The organism is Parabacteroides sp. AF19-14, assembly GCF_003635485.1.
GTDB lineage: Bacteria > Bacteroidota > Bacteroidia > Bacteroidales > Tannerellaceae > Parabacteroides > Parabacteroides distasonis.
The window spans coordinates 63479-79777 of the sequence record NZ_QTMJ01000012.1 but is presented as its reverse complement, the minus strand read 5'-3'; the positions used below and the strand labels follow the sequence as shown (position 1 = coordinate 79777).

At 42.1% G+C, this 16299-nt stretch carries 20 protein-coding genes; 9 read left to right on the top strand and 11 right to left on the bottom strand.

Translation table 11 applies throughout. The features are described from left to right. Positions 1–3: 3 nt before the first annotated feature. The 8 genes from DWX33_RS13220 to DWX33_RS13190 form a co-directional block, all read right to left on the bottom strand. Positions 4–654, bottom strand: a complete 651-nt coding sequence (locus DWX33_RS13220; protein ID WP_122369121.1) for a PD-(D/E)XK nuclease-like domain-containing protein — start codon at positions 652–654, stop codon at positions 4–6. Next, positions 626–835, bottom strand: a complete 210-nt coding sequence (locus DWX33_RS13215) for a hypothetical protein (RefSeq protein ID WP_057328718.1) — start codon at positions 833–835, stop codon at positions 626–628. Before DWX33_RS13215 ends, DWX33_RS13220 begins: the two co-directional genes overlap by 29 nt. Before the next feature lies 1 nt (position 836). Beyond that, entirely contained in the window at positions 837–2054 is a 1218-nt protein-coding gene (locus DWX33_RS13210; protein ID WP_057316520.1) for a hypothetical protein, read from the bottom strand. Positions 2055–2087: 33 nt separating this feature from the next. Next, entirely contained in the window at positions 2088–3089 is a 1002-nt protein-coding gene (locus tag DWX33_RS13205) for a recombinase RecT (RefSeq protein ID WP_057328716.1), read from the bottom strand. A gap of 23 nt (positions 3090–3112) precedes the next feature. Further along, a complete protein-coding gene (locus tag DWX33_RS22390; protein ID WP_008780394.1) occupies positions 3113–3283 on the bottom strand; it encodes a hypothetical protein in 171 nt (56 codons plus the stop codon). Positions 3284–3400: 117 nt separating this feature from the next. Continuing rightward, positions 3401–3658, bottom strand: a complete 258-nt coding sequence (locus DWX33_RS13200) for a hypothetical protein (RefSeq protein WP_057316518.1) — start codon at positions 3656–3658, stop codon at positions 3401–3403. Positions 3659–3660: 2 nt separating this feature from the next. Then, entirely contained in the window at positions 3661–4218 is a 558-nt protein-coding gene (locus DWX33_RS13195) for a helix-turn-helix transcriptional regulator (RefSeq protein ID WP_057316516.1), read from the bottom strand. Further along, positions 4206–4466 carry a hypothetical protein gene (locus tag DWX33_RS13190; protein WP_008780397.1) on the bottom strand — a complete coding sequence of 87 codons (261 nt, stop codon included), beginning with the start codon at positions 4464–4466 and terminating at the stop codon, positions 4206–4208. The genes DWX33_RS13195 and DWX33_RS13190 overlap by 13 nt, the downstream gene beginning before the upstream one ends. A 192-nt stretch (positions 4467–4658) precedes the next feature. Between DWX33_RS13190 and DWX33_RS13185 the strand changes: the two genes are divergently transcribed. From DWX33_RS13185 to DWX33_RS13160, 6 genes are all read left to right on the top strand, one after another. Then, positions 4659–5006 (top strand): helix-turn-helix transcriptional regulator, encoded by a 348-nt coding sequence (locus DWX33_RS13185; protein WP_122369120.1) that lies wholly within the window; start codon positions 4659–4661, stop codon positions 5004–5006. A 10-nt stretch (positions 5007–5016) separates the two neighbouring features. Further along, positions 5017–5718, top strand: a complete 702-nt coding sequence (locus tag DWX33_RS13180) for a hypothetical protein (protein WP_122369119.1) — start codon at positions 5017–5019, stop codon at positions 5716–5718. Positions 5719–5779: 61 nt separating this feature from the next. Further along, entirely contained in the window at positions 5780–6172 is a 393-nt protein-coding gene (locus DWX33_RS13175; protein WP_122369118.1) for a hypothetical protein, read from the top strand. Between the two features lie 291 nt (positions 6173–6463). Continuing rightward, positions 6464–6964, top strand: coding sequence for a hypothetical protein (locus DWX33_RS13170; protein WP_122369117.1), 501 nt, complete (start codon positions 6464–6466; stop codon positions 6962–6964). A gap of 128 nt (positions 6965–7092) precedes the next feature. Further along, complete coding sequence (locus tag DWX33_RS13165) at positions 7093–7374, top strand: hypothetical protein (protein ID WP_122369116.1); 282 nt, start codon at positions 7093–7095, stop codon at positions 7372–7374. 299 nt (positions 7375–7673) lie between these two features. Further along, positions 7674–7949 carry a hypothetical protein gene (locus DWX33_RS13160; protein WP_122369115.1) on the top strand — a complete coding sequence of 92 codons (276 nt, stop codon included), beginning with the start codon at positions 7674–7676 and terminating at the stop codon, positions 7947–7949. Between the two features lie 131 nt (positions 7950–8080). Here the strand turns inward: DWX33_RS13160 and DWX33_RS13155 are convergent, their stop codons facing one another. Both DWX33_RS13155 and DWX33_RS13150 read right to left on the bottom strand, forming a co-directional pair. Then, positions 8081–8602, bottom strand: a complete 522-nt coding sequence (locus DWX33_RS13155) for a GNAT family N-acetyltransferase (RefSeq protein WP_122380534.1) — start codon at positions 8600–8602, stop codon at positions 8081–8083. Between the two features lie 41 nt (positions 8603–8643). Further along, on the bottom strand, positions 8644–10842 hold the full coding sequence (locus DWX33_RS13150) for a tetratricopeptide repeat protein (protein WP_122267973.1): 2199 nt from the start codon (positions 10840–10842) through the stop codon (positions 8644–8646). Positions 10843–10928: 86 nt separating this feature from the next. Here DWX33_RS13150 and lepA point away from each other — a divergent pair, with 86 nt between their 5' ends. Further along, on the top strand, positions 10929–12716 hold the full coding sequence (gene lepA / locus DWX33_RS13145) for a translation elongation factor 4 (protein WP_122380533.1): 1788 nt from the start codon (positions 10929–10931) through the stop codon (positions 12714–12716). A gap of 96 nt (positions 12717–12812) precedes the next feature. Here lepA and DWX33_RS13140 read toward each other — a convergent pair whose 3' ends face one another. Then, a complete protein-coding gene (locus DWX33_RS13140) occupies positions 12813–13652 on the bottom strand; it encodes a S1 RNA-binding domain-containing protein (protein ID WP_005856099.1) in 840 nt (279 codons plus the stop codon). 196 nt (positions 13653–13848) lie between these two features. On the opposite strand from DWX33_RS13140, the gene DWX33_RS13135 reads away from it, so the two are divergent. Further along, a complete protein-coding gene (locus DWX33_RS13135) occupies positions 13849–14652 on the top strand; it encodes a polysaccharide biosynthesis/export family protein (protein ID WP_122369094.1) in 804 nt (267 codons plus the stop codon). A gap of 7 nt (positions 14653–14659) precedes the next feature. Continuing rightward, a complete protein-coding gene (locus tag DWX33_RS13130; protein ID WP_122369093.1) occupies positions 14660–16261 on the top strand; it encodes a GNVR domain-containing protein in 1602 nt (533 codons plus the stop codon). Positions 16262–16299: the final 38 nt, after the last annotated feature.

The following is a 16299-nucleotide window of genomic DNA, read 5'->3' as shown; positions in this document are numbered from 1 at the left end:
CTATTAGCTTATTAGCATCCACCACCGGAAGGCTAGTTCCTCGTATTTCTCTTTCCCTTTCCGGTAGCTCGGATCGTTCCGTCTGATGAAAGCCTTGAACACTTTTTGGTTCTTCTTGGAGATACCATAGATGAAATCTTGACGGCTTCCGGCGATATCCATATACCAGGCACGGGAACGATCCCAATCAAAAAAATCAATCGCCTCGTCAAACTGTTTCTGGGAACTGGCGAAGGTAGTTTTCAAGTCTCCGCCGAATCCGAATGTGGGAAGCCACCAGTCCCATTTGCAACGAGTGTCGAGCGTATATTCAAAGTTGCCGTATTGGAAACGTTGCCCCTTGTTTACCATGAACCGTTGCGTCTCCGCTTTAGCAAGCACTTGCGCCAATAAGGGATCGTGTCGGGCTTCCATACGGAGTGACTTGATCATGGCTTGTGCCAGTTCCCAATCTTCCCCGGAATACAATACGTCATCTACCGTATGTTTGTCATATCTTACCCGTTCGGGTTCTGTCAGCATCGCATCCACCAGACTCCCGAACTTGAACGCCTTCTCCTTATCCCCGTATTGCGTACGGGGATAGAGGAGGTTCTTTAGTTCTGTCAGGTCTGAGTTGCTGACCTCAGACCGTAGGTAATACGTATCTTGCATCTTCTTCCTTGAGTTTTAAGTATTCAATGACTGCGAAGTCAAATTCAAAATCGTAAGTGTTATCCATCAGCCACCGGAACCATTTGCGGCCCTCTTCCGTATCGAGGATCTTTTTTAGGTTACTCGGTGTACGCCTGTATTTCCCGAAGTTTATCCATGAGGACAGATATAGCTTTCTCATATCACTTGGCCGTTATATCATCGACATATTTCACGAATGCGGATTGGATTCGCTCACCGTCCTTATTGGCTGTTTTCTCGCAATAGGAGATCATCTTCTTATGGATCTTCTCAAGATCCTCCATGCTCATATTGATACCCTCACGCATGAACCACATCTGGTATACCTGCATGAATCCTTGTGGATTGGTGACTTGGATCTTTTTCTTTATCTTCGCCTTGGTAGGGGTAGGAGACATACTGGCGGCACTGAAATCGAAGGCCGCCTGTACTTCCGCGGTGGCTTTCTCTGCCTCCGCCTTGGCTCTCGCTTCCTCTTCCTTGCGCTTGCGTTCCAGTTCGGCCTTTTGACGTTCTTCCGCCTCTTTCCGTTTGCGCTCCTCCTCCAGCCGTGCCGCCTCGATTGCGTTGGTCTTGCGAATTTCCTCTTGCTCCTCCAGTTGTTTCCGGAGGGATGGGAGGCGGTCGACCAAGGATTGTTTCAGTCCCTCGATCTCGAAAGCGTATCGATCGGAATATTCTTTTTTCTTTAGGATGGCTATCTCGTTCTTGATCGCTTTGCGGGTCTCACCGTCCATATAGAATGTCTGTTTGTTATCCACGACGTTTTTCACGAAATCCGTCCATGAGAAACCGGTGCTTGTTTGCGTGATCTGCCGGCATACGTCCCCATACGTGGCTAGGGAGGCACGATTGAAAATCCCGTTCAAGGCGTTGATATGCTTCTCGACGTAGGCGGCGTACGTGGTATCAAGCAAGACCGTTATGTCGGCCCGGTATTGGGCTTTCTCGTTCTCCGCCAACTGTTTTTGCCGGGCCTCTTCCTCACGGCGTTTTTGCTCTTCCAGCTTCTTGGCGGCGTATTTGTTACGCTCCATCTGTAGCAGATAAGGGATGGTTCCCTTGGATTTGGCGTCTATGGAACCCTCTAGTGTCGTGAAACGTTTGGATATGGCCGTTAGCATTTGGGTTAACGGCTTCCGGCGGTTGTTCATGTTCTCTACGGTCTTCTTTGACTTCGCAAGGTATTCTTGTACCGCAGTGTCGATCTCGTCCGTGCCGATACCTCCATTTCCCTCAATCGTGTCCAAGAGGGTTTTCCCTGCGTTCGTGCAAGCTGAGACCGACGCCTCATTGCGGGCGAGAATATCCGGGGCTGTCTGTAAGATGCTAATGACCTCGTTAGCCTTGAAAGGTAAATTGTTATTCTGTGTATCCATGTCGATAAAATTTTGAATGTTGATATTGAACTCTTAAAATCCGGCTTCTTCATCTTCTTGTGATATTTGGGCTGTTATACCAGATACGGGAACCGGTTCCGCTTGCGGTTGCTCTCCGAATCCTTGTAAAGGATTTTCCGATTGGGGCTGGAGGGCTTGCGGTTGCTGTCCGGCTTGATTGGGCTGGATAACGGTTGTTTCTTCCAGTCCGTAGTCGATCTCTTGCGGTTCCTCCTGTGTCTCGAATGAGGAGAACTGTCCCGTGCGTACCTTGGGATATCCGTCGAAAGCGTGCTTGATAAGCTTGCTTTCCAAGAATCCCGGATCAATACCTCCTTCGCTAGAGGTATAAAGGGCATTGGCCTTCCCTTCTTTCTGCCGGGTTTGCGGGTTCCATTTCTGGTTGTTCTTAAAGCTGTACGCTTCCAATCGCTTGATATCGCCTTCCATCATCCAGTGCCAGTCCACGGTACCGTCGGAGCGTACGATACGTAAGAAACCACCTATCACCTTGTTGGACTTTCGGGGGCATGCCGCTTGGTAGGTCACGGTCTTTACGCCGTCGATCAACCCGGGGGAGAAGGTATCGCCCTCATAGCAAACCACGGGATTATCCACGTAACGGACTTGTCCGGCACGTTGCCGCATGACTAACTCGCCATATCCGGTGATGGAGAGATAAGCACGTAGTTCGTAGATATCGCTACCGTTGTTATCCTTATAACCGGTCTTCGTGCTACGGGGAAGAATATAACAGTGCGGCCGTCCTGTTGGGTCAAGTGACAGGCCGTTGACCGCTATATCCAAAAAGCATCCATAGAGGGATAACGGTGTGCATCTTTGCAGTTCCGGCTTGTCTTGTAATATCTTCCGGAAGTTGAATTTCTCTTTCTCGTAGATTTGCGCTCCTTGGGCGGTACCCCAGATCGCGTTATACATTTGGATGAACTTTTGTTCTACCCTGTTATCTTCCGCTATCATGAGCGGGTTTAGCTGATTCAACTCAGCTACTTTGATCTGAATTAGATTCGACATGATGTTATGTTTTTAAATGTTAGTTACCAATGTTTAGCTATCATGTAAGCCATTGCCGCACATCCGGACGTCGTGATGATATGCAGGAAATGTCCTAGGCAAATAGCCACGATTCCAAGTATGGCGAGCGTTCCGAAAAGGATGTAAAATCCCCACCTCACCGCTTGGGCGAGTTTCCAGTAATCTGTTTTCATACGTCAATGATTTATTAGCAATGCGGTTTACCGTCCGTGAAATAGCGAGTTGGATGGGTATCGTAAACTTCCTTTTGCAACGCCTTGCCAAGGTGCCTTGCTATGTTAATGATTCATTTAATAGTCGTATGGATCCAGGGCGCACTTATACAGGTTTTCCAGCCTGTACTCGATTTTGCCCGGTCGCTTGTAACGTTGTAGCCTACCTTCCGAGACCCATCTTTCCACGTTCTGCCTCCCGAAACGGAGGTGCGCTTCCTTTTGCCCGATAAATTCCCGGATACCCGCTTGCATCCTTGTGATTTGCCAAGCAAGGTATTCGATCTCGATCTTTCGTAAAGAAGGTATGCTTTGATAGGTGTTTTCGGTTGGCATGATTATTCGCCCTTAAATAGATTCTTTTCGTTCGCGTATCGCATGAACTCCGCCATGGAGTGTATTGAGAGTTTCCGGAAAACGTTCTTCCGGTGGTTCTTTACGGTGTGGGACGAGATGAAAAGCGTTTCTGCGATCTCTTCGTCTTTCTTGCCATAGTAGCAAAGCTCCATCACCCGAAGCTGGCTGTCTGATAATGTACTGTTGAACTTCGGTTCACAGATTTTCTTAAACCCGTCACATTCTCCTCGTAGAGGGCAGCCGACAAACTCGAATTTGAAATTCCAGTTCTCATCCACGTCTATCATGTTATCGTACAGCCCGAAGTTGCATTTGATAAACCTACGTACAGCCAAGAAATCCCGGTAGCATTTATTCCCGTCGTAGCGGGCGTAATACTTGCGGAGTGCCGCATAAGCCTCCGGATAGAACTCTTCCAAAATCTCAAGGAAACTTTGAATGAAATCCGTATCGGACTCTTTCAGTTGGCGTTCCGGCTGTCCCTGCTCTTTGATAGTTACTTCGCCGGAGGGGGTGGTATAGAATTCTATTGCGCGCATACCTTATCCTCCTTTGGGAATAACTCACTGGCAGGAATGCCAAGTTCTCTTTCTATCACTTCTTGGGCTAACGCATCCGGTTGGTAGACTCCCGCTACCCAACATCTGACGGCCGATTCAGATCGTTTGGTAATGGTAGCTATCTTTTGGATGAAAGCCTTCTTGGGCGGCGTGTTGTCCATGGAGAAGTAGATCTCTCTGAACGAACGAGCACCAGTCTCATGACCTTGTAGGTTTAATTTTTCCATTTTTGCCTCCTTACATTATTATATATGTGTTGTACTTTATATTTTTGCAACTACTATTAATTATTACAGGTGCAAATAAACAGATATATTTTGATATAACAAAGAAATTATGATAAAATATTAGGTGTATATCATATAAATTTTGATAACAAGATCCCTGTTTGCAAAATTAGAATATGTAACTTAGTATATATGAAGAATTTAGATATACATATAGGTGAGATCATTACAGATGTGATGAAAACTCAAAACATCACAAAAGCAGAACTTGCTAGAAGATTGGATGTTAAGCCTCAGAGTGTGGATTATCTTTTAGGTCGATCGAGTATTGATACAAACACTTTGTATAATGTTTCAGAGGCATTGGATTATGACTTTGCCAAATTGTATTCACTAAAACAAGATCAGACAGATTGTGATAAGGCAAATTTTGATTTTGTTCCTAAAAAGGCAAAAGTATTAGTTGAAGTGGAGCTTAATACCGAGGATGTAATTAAGTTGAATTTGAAAGAACGTATTGTACAAATATTGAACAAATAATTGCGAGGAGATGTATCGATACAAATTTGTCTTCTGGGTTTGTACAATATGTGGTATAGTTTCTATACCGCTATCTATAGCGGCTATAGCTATTTCTACAGCTAGAATTGGTACTACGGAATTTGATCCAAATGGTTTTTATGGTTGGATAGTTGCGATATTATCTCTTTTGGTAACGATTCTTATTGGATGGCAAATTTTTAATTGGATGGGGATAAAAGATGATGTAGTTATTGTAAAGAAACGGATGGAGGAGTTAGATGGGAAAATAGAGCAAGTAGATAAACAAATAACAAAGACTAAATCAATGGAATTAAATCAAATTATAAATCTGTCTTCTGGATATGAAAATACAATTTATTCTGGTACAAGAGTGTATTCTAATTCTGAAATTGAGGCTCTGATCTACAATCGATCCAGTTCTGATATTTTTGTAATTTCGTTTGAAGTGTATAATAATACTATTGATGAAAAACAATTATTAAGTCGCAAATTAATTAACACAACGATAAAAGGAAAAGGTTTTTTAGAGTCAGAAAGATATACAAAAGAGTCTATTTATTTCAAATTTAGTGCAGTTCCTGTAATAGTATGGACATTTGAATATGATAATTATACTTATGTAGTTTCGTGTTTGTGGAATGATTATGATAATATATCGTTAATCGCAAAGAAAAAGATGGATCATGATAACCCCGGCAATAAAGGATAAGTTTCTTGGTTAATGTTGACTTATGCTTTTACAAGGAAATAATGATTGAAAATTTTTAATTATGGAACTAAAGGATTTTGTTCGGGATACGCTACTTGACATTGTGCAAGGGGTGAAAGAGGCGCAAGATGTATGTGGTGTTAAAGGGGCGATTATAAGCCCAAGAAATGTTCAAATGATTACACCTAAGGCTAATATTGAAGGTAAAGTGCATTATGTTCAAATGGTTGAATTCCAAGTAGTACTGGGAGAGGAGCAAAATGAAAAATCGGATGTTTCCGGAAAAGGCTCTATATCCGCAGTGCTGGCTCATGTTGGCATAGACATAGGAATGTCCAAGAAAATAGAAGAAGGTAATAATAATCAGACTGTTATTAAATTCTCAGTACCTGTTATATTACCTTCGATAGATAACAAAGAATTTGAAATACGCAGGGTTGCTAATAGTCGCTAAGTATCAGATTCTTGTAAATTTCCATATCGATATTTGCCAGTCAAGATAAAGATTACAACGCTCTGTATAAATATGGCATCGTCGTCGAAGTCGGTATGTAAAGTATCTTTCAAAAACATCTTTACTAATTTGTATCGGATGTAAACGGAAATAATTTTTTTGATCATGGTGATAAGTATTAAATGTTTGTCATTCTAAAATATAAAAAGCTAGTTCTGTTTTCAATGGATTGTGAAGCTGCATGTGGTTGCGGATGTGATATTGTAAATAAGAAATATTAGATTGGATACAATGAACAAAAAAGAACGTTGGATAATATATCCATTCCTTATCATATTGATAATTGTTGCTTTTACTGCACTATGCCAAGAGCATCCTAGAATTGGAGGGTTTGATTATCTCGGTTTTATTATGGGAATTCTTTCATTCCTTTTGGCGATATTGGCTGTTATGTTCGGATATAATATTCTTGATATTAAAGGACGTATAAAAGAGAATGTAGAGAAAGAATTTGAAGGTGTAAAATTAGACATAGAAAAGTTGCAATCGGAAGTCTTGTTTTTAAGGAGTAAGGTTGTTGTGAGGAAGATATTTGTAAAAGGTAACATTGTTATAGAAACAAAAAAATTTAAATGTAAAGACTTAATTGCTTATGCAAAAGATGTCCACATGTTAAATGCCGAGATAATAGACGAAGATTTAATAATTAAAGATAGTTCTGATTTTGATCCGAATGCTGAATATTATGCTTCTTGTGATATAATATCGCATGTAGTATGTGATGATGAATAAGTCGGTAGAATTTTAGGACGATTTAAATAGGATAGGTATGGAAAATGAGCTTTCAATATTAATTTCTTGGTTAATGTTGGCTTATGCTTTCACAAGGTAGTAGTATTTGAATTATAAATTGTAGATTTATGAAAATAGTTAGTGTACTTCGTTTTGATAAAGAAGATAAAATTTACCGAGTGTATAATCCTTCTAAGAATACTCTTTGTATGGAACAGCTTCCAAGGATAGGGGAAAAGCTTGTTTTTGATATTGAAGGCGTTTCACATATAGCGGAAGTTATAGACGTTCATTATTCTATTTCAGATGGAAATGTCGATATAATAATAGGTCAAGAACGTCTATATACTGATTATAAAACAGAACTTGATGCTTTGGGAACTCTGGCTTTCAAAACGCAGTTGAAATAATATTCATCTGCGTATGGTTTGAGTTCTTCAAGCTGTTTCTTTGTGAGATACAGTCCTACGAAAGGAGGTTGTTTGCCTTCTTTCACTTGTCGCATTGCATTAGATACGGCTTTGCGAATTTTAATTTGTTGAATCTGTTTATCGAACATAGTTTTTAGTTTAAAATATAATTACATGGAAGATAAAGACAAAATAATAGCCTCACTCCGGAAACAGCTCAAAGATGCTACTAGCCGGTGTAATGCCTTGGAGCAGGAAAATGCTCTACTGTCATACCAACTAGAGAAGAGGGAAAAGGAATGTCCGGAATCACGTTAAGGATAGACAAAGGCAAGTCTCCCGTTTTTACCGAGATCATGAGTCTGCTTCAAGCTTTCCCCGGATTAAAGGAATGCAAGAGGCATTATTCGGTAAGGCTAACGGAAGAGGATGTTTTCAGGTTCCGGAATGAGCTGGAGCGGATCATGCAACTCTTGCCTCATTTGGGCGAAAAGGAATGGTTCGAAATTCCGAGGTATGGGACGGACGAATGGGCTAACTGGATGATAGACCTGCATCAAAAAAGACGACTATAAATGTCGTTTTTACTATGTATTTACAGTATCTGTTGTAACAAATTGATAATCAAATTGTATTATCCGCACTCGAAATGCGGTGAGCGGGTAACCGCTCCCTGGGTTCGAATCCCAGTCTTTCCGCTTGATAACTATGACTTATCCACGCAGAATACTAAATGAAGCATATCGATATTGCGATAATGTTTTATGAAATTTGCGATTTCCCTCATATCGTTTCTTAGTGCTACTTTTTGAGAGGGGATATTTGTGTCCCGTATGATGGAGTATACTTTGTCGAAGTTAAGGATATTGAAGGCGTATTCCTTACAAGCTATGGCGGCCTCGGTAGCATAACCTTTATGCCAGTATTCCGCCCTAAGCAAATAACCGATCTCCGGAACCTGTTGACCATTGAATTCTTGATAGGTGAGACCACATTGACCGATAAGCTCTCCGCTGTCTTTCTCTATCATCCCCCATAAGCCCAAACCATCGTTTTGATACCTCCTTAATTGCTTATCAAGCCATTCTTGTACCTCTTTTTTACTGAACGCTCCCTCGTAAGCGTACATTACAATCGGATCTTGTAAAAGCTTACAGATATCATCAAAATCATCTTGTTTTAATTCCCTTAATAGGAGTCGCTTTGTCTTTAGTATCATCTCTTTCATACGATATTTTTTCTTGTCTTCTCAAATTGTTGGATGACTAGTTAGAATATATCGCTCAAGGAATACCGGAGTTGATCCATCATCAACGGCACTTCCGCCTCCTCGATTCCCGCTACAAGAAGATCGGGAATATCTTGATTGAACTGCTCTTGGAACTTCGAGAAATCACCGGACTCTTTCTCCACGGCTTTTTTATAAAAAGCAAGCGCTCCCTTGATATTCTGTAATGCCCATTCCGTATGTCCCGCATTCAAGAAATCTTGGGTGTTGGGTTGATTATCCATGATCTTTTTGTAATAATTACGGGCCTGATCGTATTTACCGGTCAAGAAAGAACACCAAGCGATCGGACGCCAAGCCTTCGTGCTTTTATTGTCCAGATAATCTACCTTGAAATAATATTTCAGCGCCTCATTATAATTCTTGAGTTCAAGATGGCAGTGGCCGATACATATTTGGATCGATAAATCATTCGGATTGAAAGCCTCGTAACGATGATAGTATTTCAACGCTTCTTCCGGTTGCTTTAAGGTACGGTAACAACCGGCGATCCGGCGAATAACCCATTTACTGTCCGGATTGATAAGATCCGCATGTAAATAAGCCTCCAAAGCGCCTTGTATATCACCATTCATTTGTTTGCAATAACCGATTTTCTGGAATAAGATGTCGCTTTCTTGATTTGCGTCGGATAAGCGATTGTAGATCGTGAGCGCGTCAAGGAAGTAATTCTTCCGGAGATAATACTCCGCTATCGTTGTCAAACTTTCCTCATCACTGACGTAAGGCTGCAAAATTGGCAGGTTATGAAAGTCTAACGCAGATGTAAATATGTCATCAAAATCCAGATGTCCCGGATAAAGTTTGAAGAAACGATACAAGTCCTGTATGTACTGTCCGGATATGATTTCCAGTTTTCCCCGTTTACTGATCAATTCCTCCTTTGTTTGCTGAATCATCTCGGAGGCTTGACTACCAAACTGTCCCATCATCATTTGACGGGCTTGATCCGGCAATTGCATCATACTGAAATATAAGGAATATTTATCGGAATTACACATGAATGCCGCAAGAGTCATGGAATCTAGCATATCCTTTTCCGTTTGATTCTTGCTCAACTGATTGCCAAAAGCGGAATGCTCGGTCGTGAATGGCATGAACCAGTTACCCAATTCCCGGAAAAAGGGGAAATGCTTTAGGTGCACGAAAGTAGAGTGCATTACGTCCGCGCCTTCTTGTTGCAGTTCGCTGAACTCCTCCATTTTCTTCCCTAAGGAACTGTTCGATAACATATTCTGCCACTCCGGATTCATCTCGTTTCCGAGAAGTTCCGGATTGATATCCTTTAAGTTTATCTTTTGACTGATTTTAGGGCCTAGCTTGATCATCTCCGGAATGATCTCGTCTTGTAGCTTACGGGTGATCTTCTCTGTCTCACGGGCTAGGATAAAACGAAGGGTAATCGTTCGGATCGCTTTCGTGAAATTAGGAAATCCCTCGGATAAAGCCGCTAGTCGATCCGCTATCTGCGGATATAACGCCGTACGTTTCCTATAGGTATAGAGCGTCAAGAGAATCCCGATCAACGCGCGGTAACGAATCTCATCTTCTTGGAGATTGGCCGCATCGAATAATAATAGCAGTTTCTCCTTATCGAAAGCGGCTTGCAATCCCAACATTAATGCCGATACGATTTGGCTACCGATGATAAAAGGCAACTCTTGGTCATTCAATAGGTTCCTGATGGAGGCTATTTCTTCCTTATTGAGAGGATTCGAGGTCCAGATCTTATTGAATAATAGGATCGTGGCGGATTCGATTTGCTGCTGCTCCGTGATGGTTCCGGTCGGAGTCTCTATCTTCACCAGAGAGGCGTTTCTCAAGACCTTGTGGAGCTGGTCATAGTTGGTAAGCTCCTTTTGCATCATTCGCCTACGGCTATAATAGGAGAGAGGCGAATCTACCGATAAGGCCTTGTGCTTCACTATATCCGCGAACTCATAGCTGGATGCGATCAAGTTGTTGTATATTTGGTCTTGCATCGGATCTTTAGCCCCCTCGATCCGGTATCGCAACATATATTTATAAGTATCTTGTAGCTCGTTCAACCTGTCTTGGAATGAGTACTCACGTATTCCCGCTATTAAACCTTGGAGAAAATCGAACGCATTCTTTAGCTCCTTTTCGTCTAATGAACCGATAATTCGGTTGTATGCTTTATTTATTTCTTGTATTGTCATATACTATTAACAACAAATGGTATGCCAAAAGTATAGTATTTAGGCTAAATTTCCTATCTTCGCGTACCTAAAAATAAATTTAGCAGATGAAGAATATCCGCAATTTCTGTATTATTGCTCATATTGACCATGGGAAAAGTACCTTGGCAGACCGTTTGCTTGAGTATACCAAGACAGTAGAAGGTAAAGACATGCAAGCTCAAGTCCTTGACGACATGGATTTAGAGCGTGAGCGTGGTATTACGATCAAGAGCCATGCGATCCAGATGAAGTATAATTATAAGGGTGAAGAATATATACTGAACCTGATCGATACTCCGGGACACGTGGACTTCTCGTATGAGGTTTCCCGTTCTATCGCCGCCTGCGAGGGTGCGTTGCTGATCGTGGACGCGGCCCAAGGTATTCAGGCGCAAACCATCTCTAACCTATATATGGCGATAGAGAATGACTTAGAGATTATTCCGGTGATGAACAAGATCGACCTGCCTAGCGCCATGCCGGAGGAGGTAGAGGACCAGATCGTGGAACTGTTGGGCTGCCCTCGTGAGGATATCTTACGGGCGAGCGGAAAGACAGGCGAGGGAGTGACTGAGATCTTGAATACGATCGTGGAGAAGGTCCCGGCCCCGAAAGGTGATCCGGAGGCCCCGTTGCAGTGTTTGATTTTTGACTCCGTCTTTAATCCGTTCCGTGGTATTATCGCTTACTTCAAGGTGGTAAACGGCGTGATCCGTAAAGGTGACCATGTGAAGTTTATCGCTACAGGAAAAGAGTATGACGCCGACGAGGTAGGTATATTGAAATTAGATATGTGCCCCCGTGAGGAGATCCGGACGGGAGACGTAGGATATATCATTTCCGGTATCAAGACGTCCCGGGAGGTGCGTGTCGGTGATACGATCACTCATGTGTCTCGCCCGGCTAAAGACGCGATCGCCGGTTTTGAGGAGGTGAAGCCGATGGTCTTCGCCGGTGTCTATCCAATCGATAGCGAGGATTTCGAGAACCTTCGTGCGTCATTGGAGAAATTGCAGTTGAACGACGCTTCCTTGACTTTCCAGCCGGAGAGTTCCGCCGCGTTGGGTTTTGGGTTCCGTTGCGGTTTCTTGGGCTTGTTGCATATGGAGATTGTTCAGGAGCGTTTGGATCGTGAGTTCAATATGGATGTGATAACCACTGTACCGAACGTTTCTTATATCGTGCATACAAAGAAAGGGGAGGAGATCGAGGTACATAATCCGGGAGGCTTGCCGGACTCGACTTTGATCGATCATATAGACGAACCGTTTATCCGTGCTTCCGTGATCACGAACACTACCTATATCGGCCCGATCATGACACTCTGTCTGGGTAAGCGTGGCGTCCTGCTTAAGCAAGAATATATTTCTGGTGATCGTGTCGAGATTCATTATGACTTGCCGTTGGGCGAGATCGTAATCGACTTTTATGATAAGTTGAAGAGTATTTCAAAAGGGTACGCTTCTTTCGATTACCATTTACATGATTTCCGTCCCAGTAAGTTGGCTAAATTAGATATCCTGTTGAACGGTGAGCCGGTAGACGCTTTGTCTACATTGACGCACGTGGATAATAGCGTTACTTTCGGACGTCGTATGTGCGAGAAACTGAAAGAGTTGATCCCCCGCCAGCAATTCGATATCGCTATCCAAGCGGCGATAGGCGCTAAGATTATCGCTCGTGAGACAATTAAGGCTGTCCGTAAAGACGTGACGGCGAAATGTTATGGAGGCGATATCTCCCGTAAGCGTAAATTGCTGGAAAAACAGAAAGAGGGAAAGAAACGAATGAAGCAGATCGGTACGGTAGAAGTTCCGCAAAAAGCGTTCTTGGCCGTATTGAAGCTGGATTAGAAAGTCAATGGAATCCGTTCGCTAACTCAATGGATTTATAAAGAAAAGTCAATGGATTCTGTAACGGATTCCATTGACTTTTTTTATATAAATGGGTCACTTCTCGTTCACGAGCCGTATCCCGCCATCTTCCAGCGTGATAAGATGTTGCTTATAGAGTGCCCCGATCGCTTGTTTGAAAGCTTTCTTGCTACAGCGGAATAAGGAATAGATCACGTCCGGATCGCTCTTGTCGTGTACCGGGATGTATCCCCCTTGTGTTTTCATCGCTTCCAGAATGACGCCGGCGATCCCCTCTACCTTTTGGTAGCCTTGCGGCGTTAGGCTTACGTCTATCTTATCATCCTCACGCACCTCTTTTATATAGCCTTTCAGATGCTCACCTTTCTCAAGACGCTGGAATACCTCATTATAATAGATCAATCCCCAATGCTGGTTATTGATGATCACTTTATAGCCAAGATCCGTCTCGTCAGCTACCAATAACTGAACCTCTTGATTCTGTTCGTAATCGATAGGGGTATTGTTCAAGAACTTCTCGATACGTGCGGATGCCATGATACGTCCTGTCACATGATCCAGCCGGACATAGACCAAGTACCATTTCCCCTCTCTCATCGGCATTTTCTGCTCCTTGAAAGGAACGAGCAAATCTTTCATGATACCCCATTCCAGAAATGCGCCGGCATTATTCACGTCTTTTACTTCCATGAACTGGAACTCCCCGACCGTTGCCAGAGGACGTGCGGTAGTAGCGATCAACCTCCCTTCATTATCATGATAAATAAACACCTCGACCTCATCCCCGGGTTTCACGTTTTTAGGTACGTAACGAGTCGGCAACAAGATCTCCACCCCGTTACCGCCATCCAGATAAACCCCGAAGTCAAGGTCTTTCACTATTTTCAGCGTGTTGTATTTTCCTATCTCAACCATATGTTTTTGTTTTGTCACAAACTTACGCAATAATCATGAAAAAGCGGTAAAAACAACTATAATTTTGATTTAGCATGCAGCAATATCTAGACAATTGCATCGTTATAGAAGTATCTTTATACTTGTGGTCCTTTTGAGGCCTCATGTTCAAACTAAAAAACGTATATTTGCACCTTATTTGAAGAAAACAAAGATTATGAGAGTGAAATTAGTATCAGTAGTGGCATTGTTTGTCTTATTGTTAGGGGCTTGTTCTGTTCCTAAAGATGTGGTTTATTTCCAGGGAGTGGATGCCTTGACCCCCGAACAAGTGAGTAAGATGAATCAAGCTTATACCTCGAAGATTTGCCCTGATGACTTACTTACGATAACCGTTACGGCATGGGATCCGACAGTCGTTACTCCCTTTAATCCCCCTGTATATGCCTATGCGACTCAAGGTGAGACTACGACGGTTTCTTCTGGTCAATTAAGAACGTATTTGGTTGATCAGGAAGGTGACATAAATTTCCCTGTTTTGGGAAAGATCCATGTGGCGGGATTGACCAAGCAACAGTTAAGTGATAAAATGCAAGAAATGATCTCCCCTTATGTGAAAGATGCATTGGTTAATGTACAGATTGTTAATTATAAGGTCACGATGATGGGTGAGGTCGCTCGGCCGGGTGCGATTTCCGTGAAAAATGATCGTCTTTCAATTTTAGATGCTATCGGTCAAGTCGGTGATTTGACAATTAACGCAAACCGTAAGAACATCTTGGTTATACGAGATAATAATGGAGAGAAGGAGTTTGCTCGTTTGGATATTACCGAGCCGGATATATTTACTTCCCCCTATTATTATCTTCAACAAAATGATGTTGTTTATGTGGAACCGAATAACGCGAAGAAGAGAAACGCCCGTTACAGTCAAGCCCAACAATATAGTATAACCGTGTTCTCCTCAATTTTGAGCGCTGTATCTGTGATAACGACTGTTATATTGGCTATTACTAAATAATAATTAGATGATGGAAGTGAAAGACAACGAAACAATCGGACTTAAAAGTATTATCGTAAGATATCTGTTGCACTGGAAATTATTTTTAGGGGTATTCCTGTTTTCTATAATCCCTGCGGTTTTATATCTGATTTATTACCCTCGTACTTATGAGATGATGGCTCGTATCCAGATTCAAGAGGATAAAGACCTTGGAGGGAGTAGCTTTGGATTAGGAGAGGCTGCCGGGTTGATGAAATCTTTTGGGCTGGGGGGGAATTCTGGCGGAATGATAAATATTGAAGATGAATTGATGACCTTGACATCCAATAAGCTTTTGCGGGATATGGTTCTAGAGTTAGGTGTAAATGTTGAATATTCAAGACCTTATGCGTGGGGATACCGTCTTTATGAGGAGACTCCTTTCAAGATGACGACCGATTCTTTGACAAATACTCGCTTGGAAGAAGAAGTTGAGTTCTTTGTTGCCATGAAGTCAGGAAAAATCGATGTGACAGTGGAATCAGGGAGTATGGAAAAGAAAAAGTTTAGTTTCTCCTCTTTACCGGCATCTATAGAGTTGCCTATGGGAGTTTTTGTTTTGGCTTTTGCGCCTGGACAAGAACAAATTTCTTCCGCAAAGTTGAATATAACATATCGTCCGGCTGGTTGGGTTGCGGAAGATTTGGAAAAGGAATTTTCTATAGAGGAAAGTTCAAAGTCTTCAAATATCATTGAGTTATCCTGTACAGAATATGAGAAAAAGCGTGGAACAGATATGTTGAATACGTTGATTGCTCTTTATAATACCCAATCTGATACGTATAAAAAGACTGAGGCCACAAAGACGATTACATTCCTAGATGGTCGCATCCAAAATATTGTTGCGGAATTAGCTGATGTTGAGAATAAAATCGAGGAATATAAAAGCAAGAATAAACTAATGGATATTGAGCATGATGTCCAATTCTATGTTGAGCAGATGAAAGAGCTCCAGACGAAATTAATAGAATTAGAAGCTCAAGCTAATATCATTGATATGATGGATGCATTTGTGAAAGATCCGTCGAATAAATATAATTTGGTGCCAGTTTTATTGTCAGCCCAAGAAGGAGAGAAAGGTGGTCCTTTGACTTCCTATAATGAGATTTTATTAGAGCGTGCACGTGTTATTCAGAACTCAAGTATAAATAATCCATTGGTCGGGACACTTACGGAGCAAGCGGATAAGCTACGTAAGAGTGTTGTGGAGACTATTGGTAATGCACGGAAAGGACTTCAAATATCTGTACGCGACGTGAAAGAGAAAGAGAAGCAGATTTATGAGAAGATGAATAGTTATCCCGTTGCGGAACGTCAATATGTAGAAATGAAACGTCAGCAAGAGATCATTCAAGGAGTCTATTTGATATTATTGCAAAAAAGGGAGGAGGCAGCTCTCATTTTGGGTCAAGCTAGAGATAAGGCAAGGATTGTGGATGCTGCCTATGTAAAAAGTAAGCCGGTTGGACCTCGTAAATTGTACGCTGCTATTGGTATGTTGCTATTGACACTTGTGTTACCTGTGGCTTATTTGTTTGTAAAAGAACAATTTTTGTCTTTGTATGATTTGTATAGAAGTATGAAATAGGAGAAATAATGAGGATTTTTGCTATATTGTGCTATTAT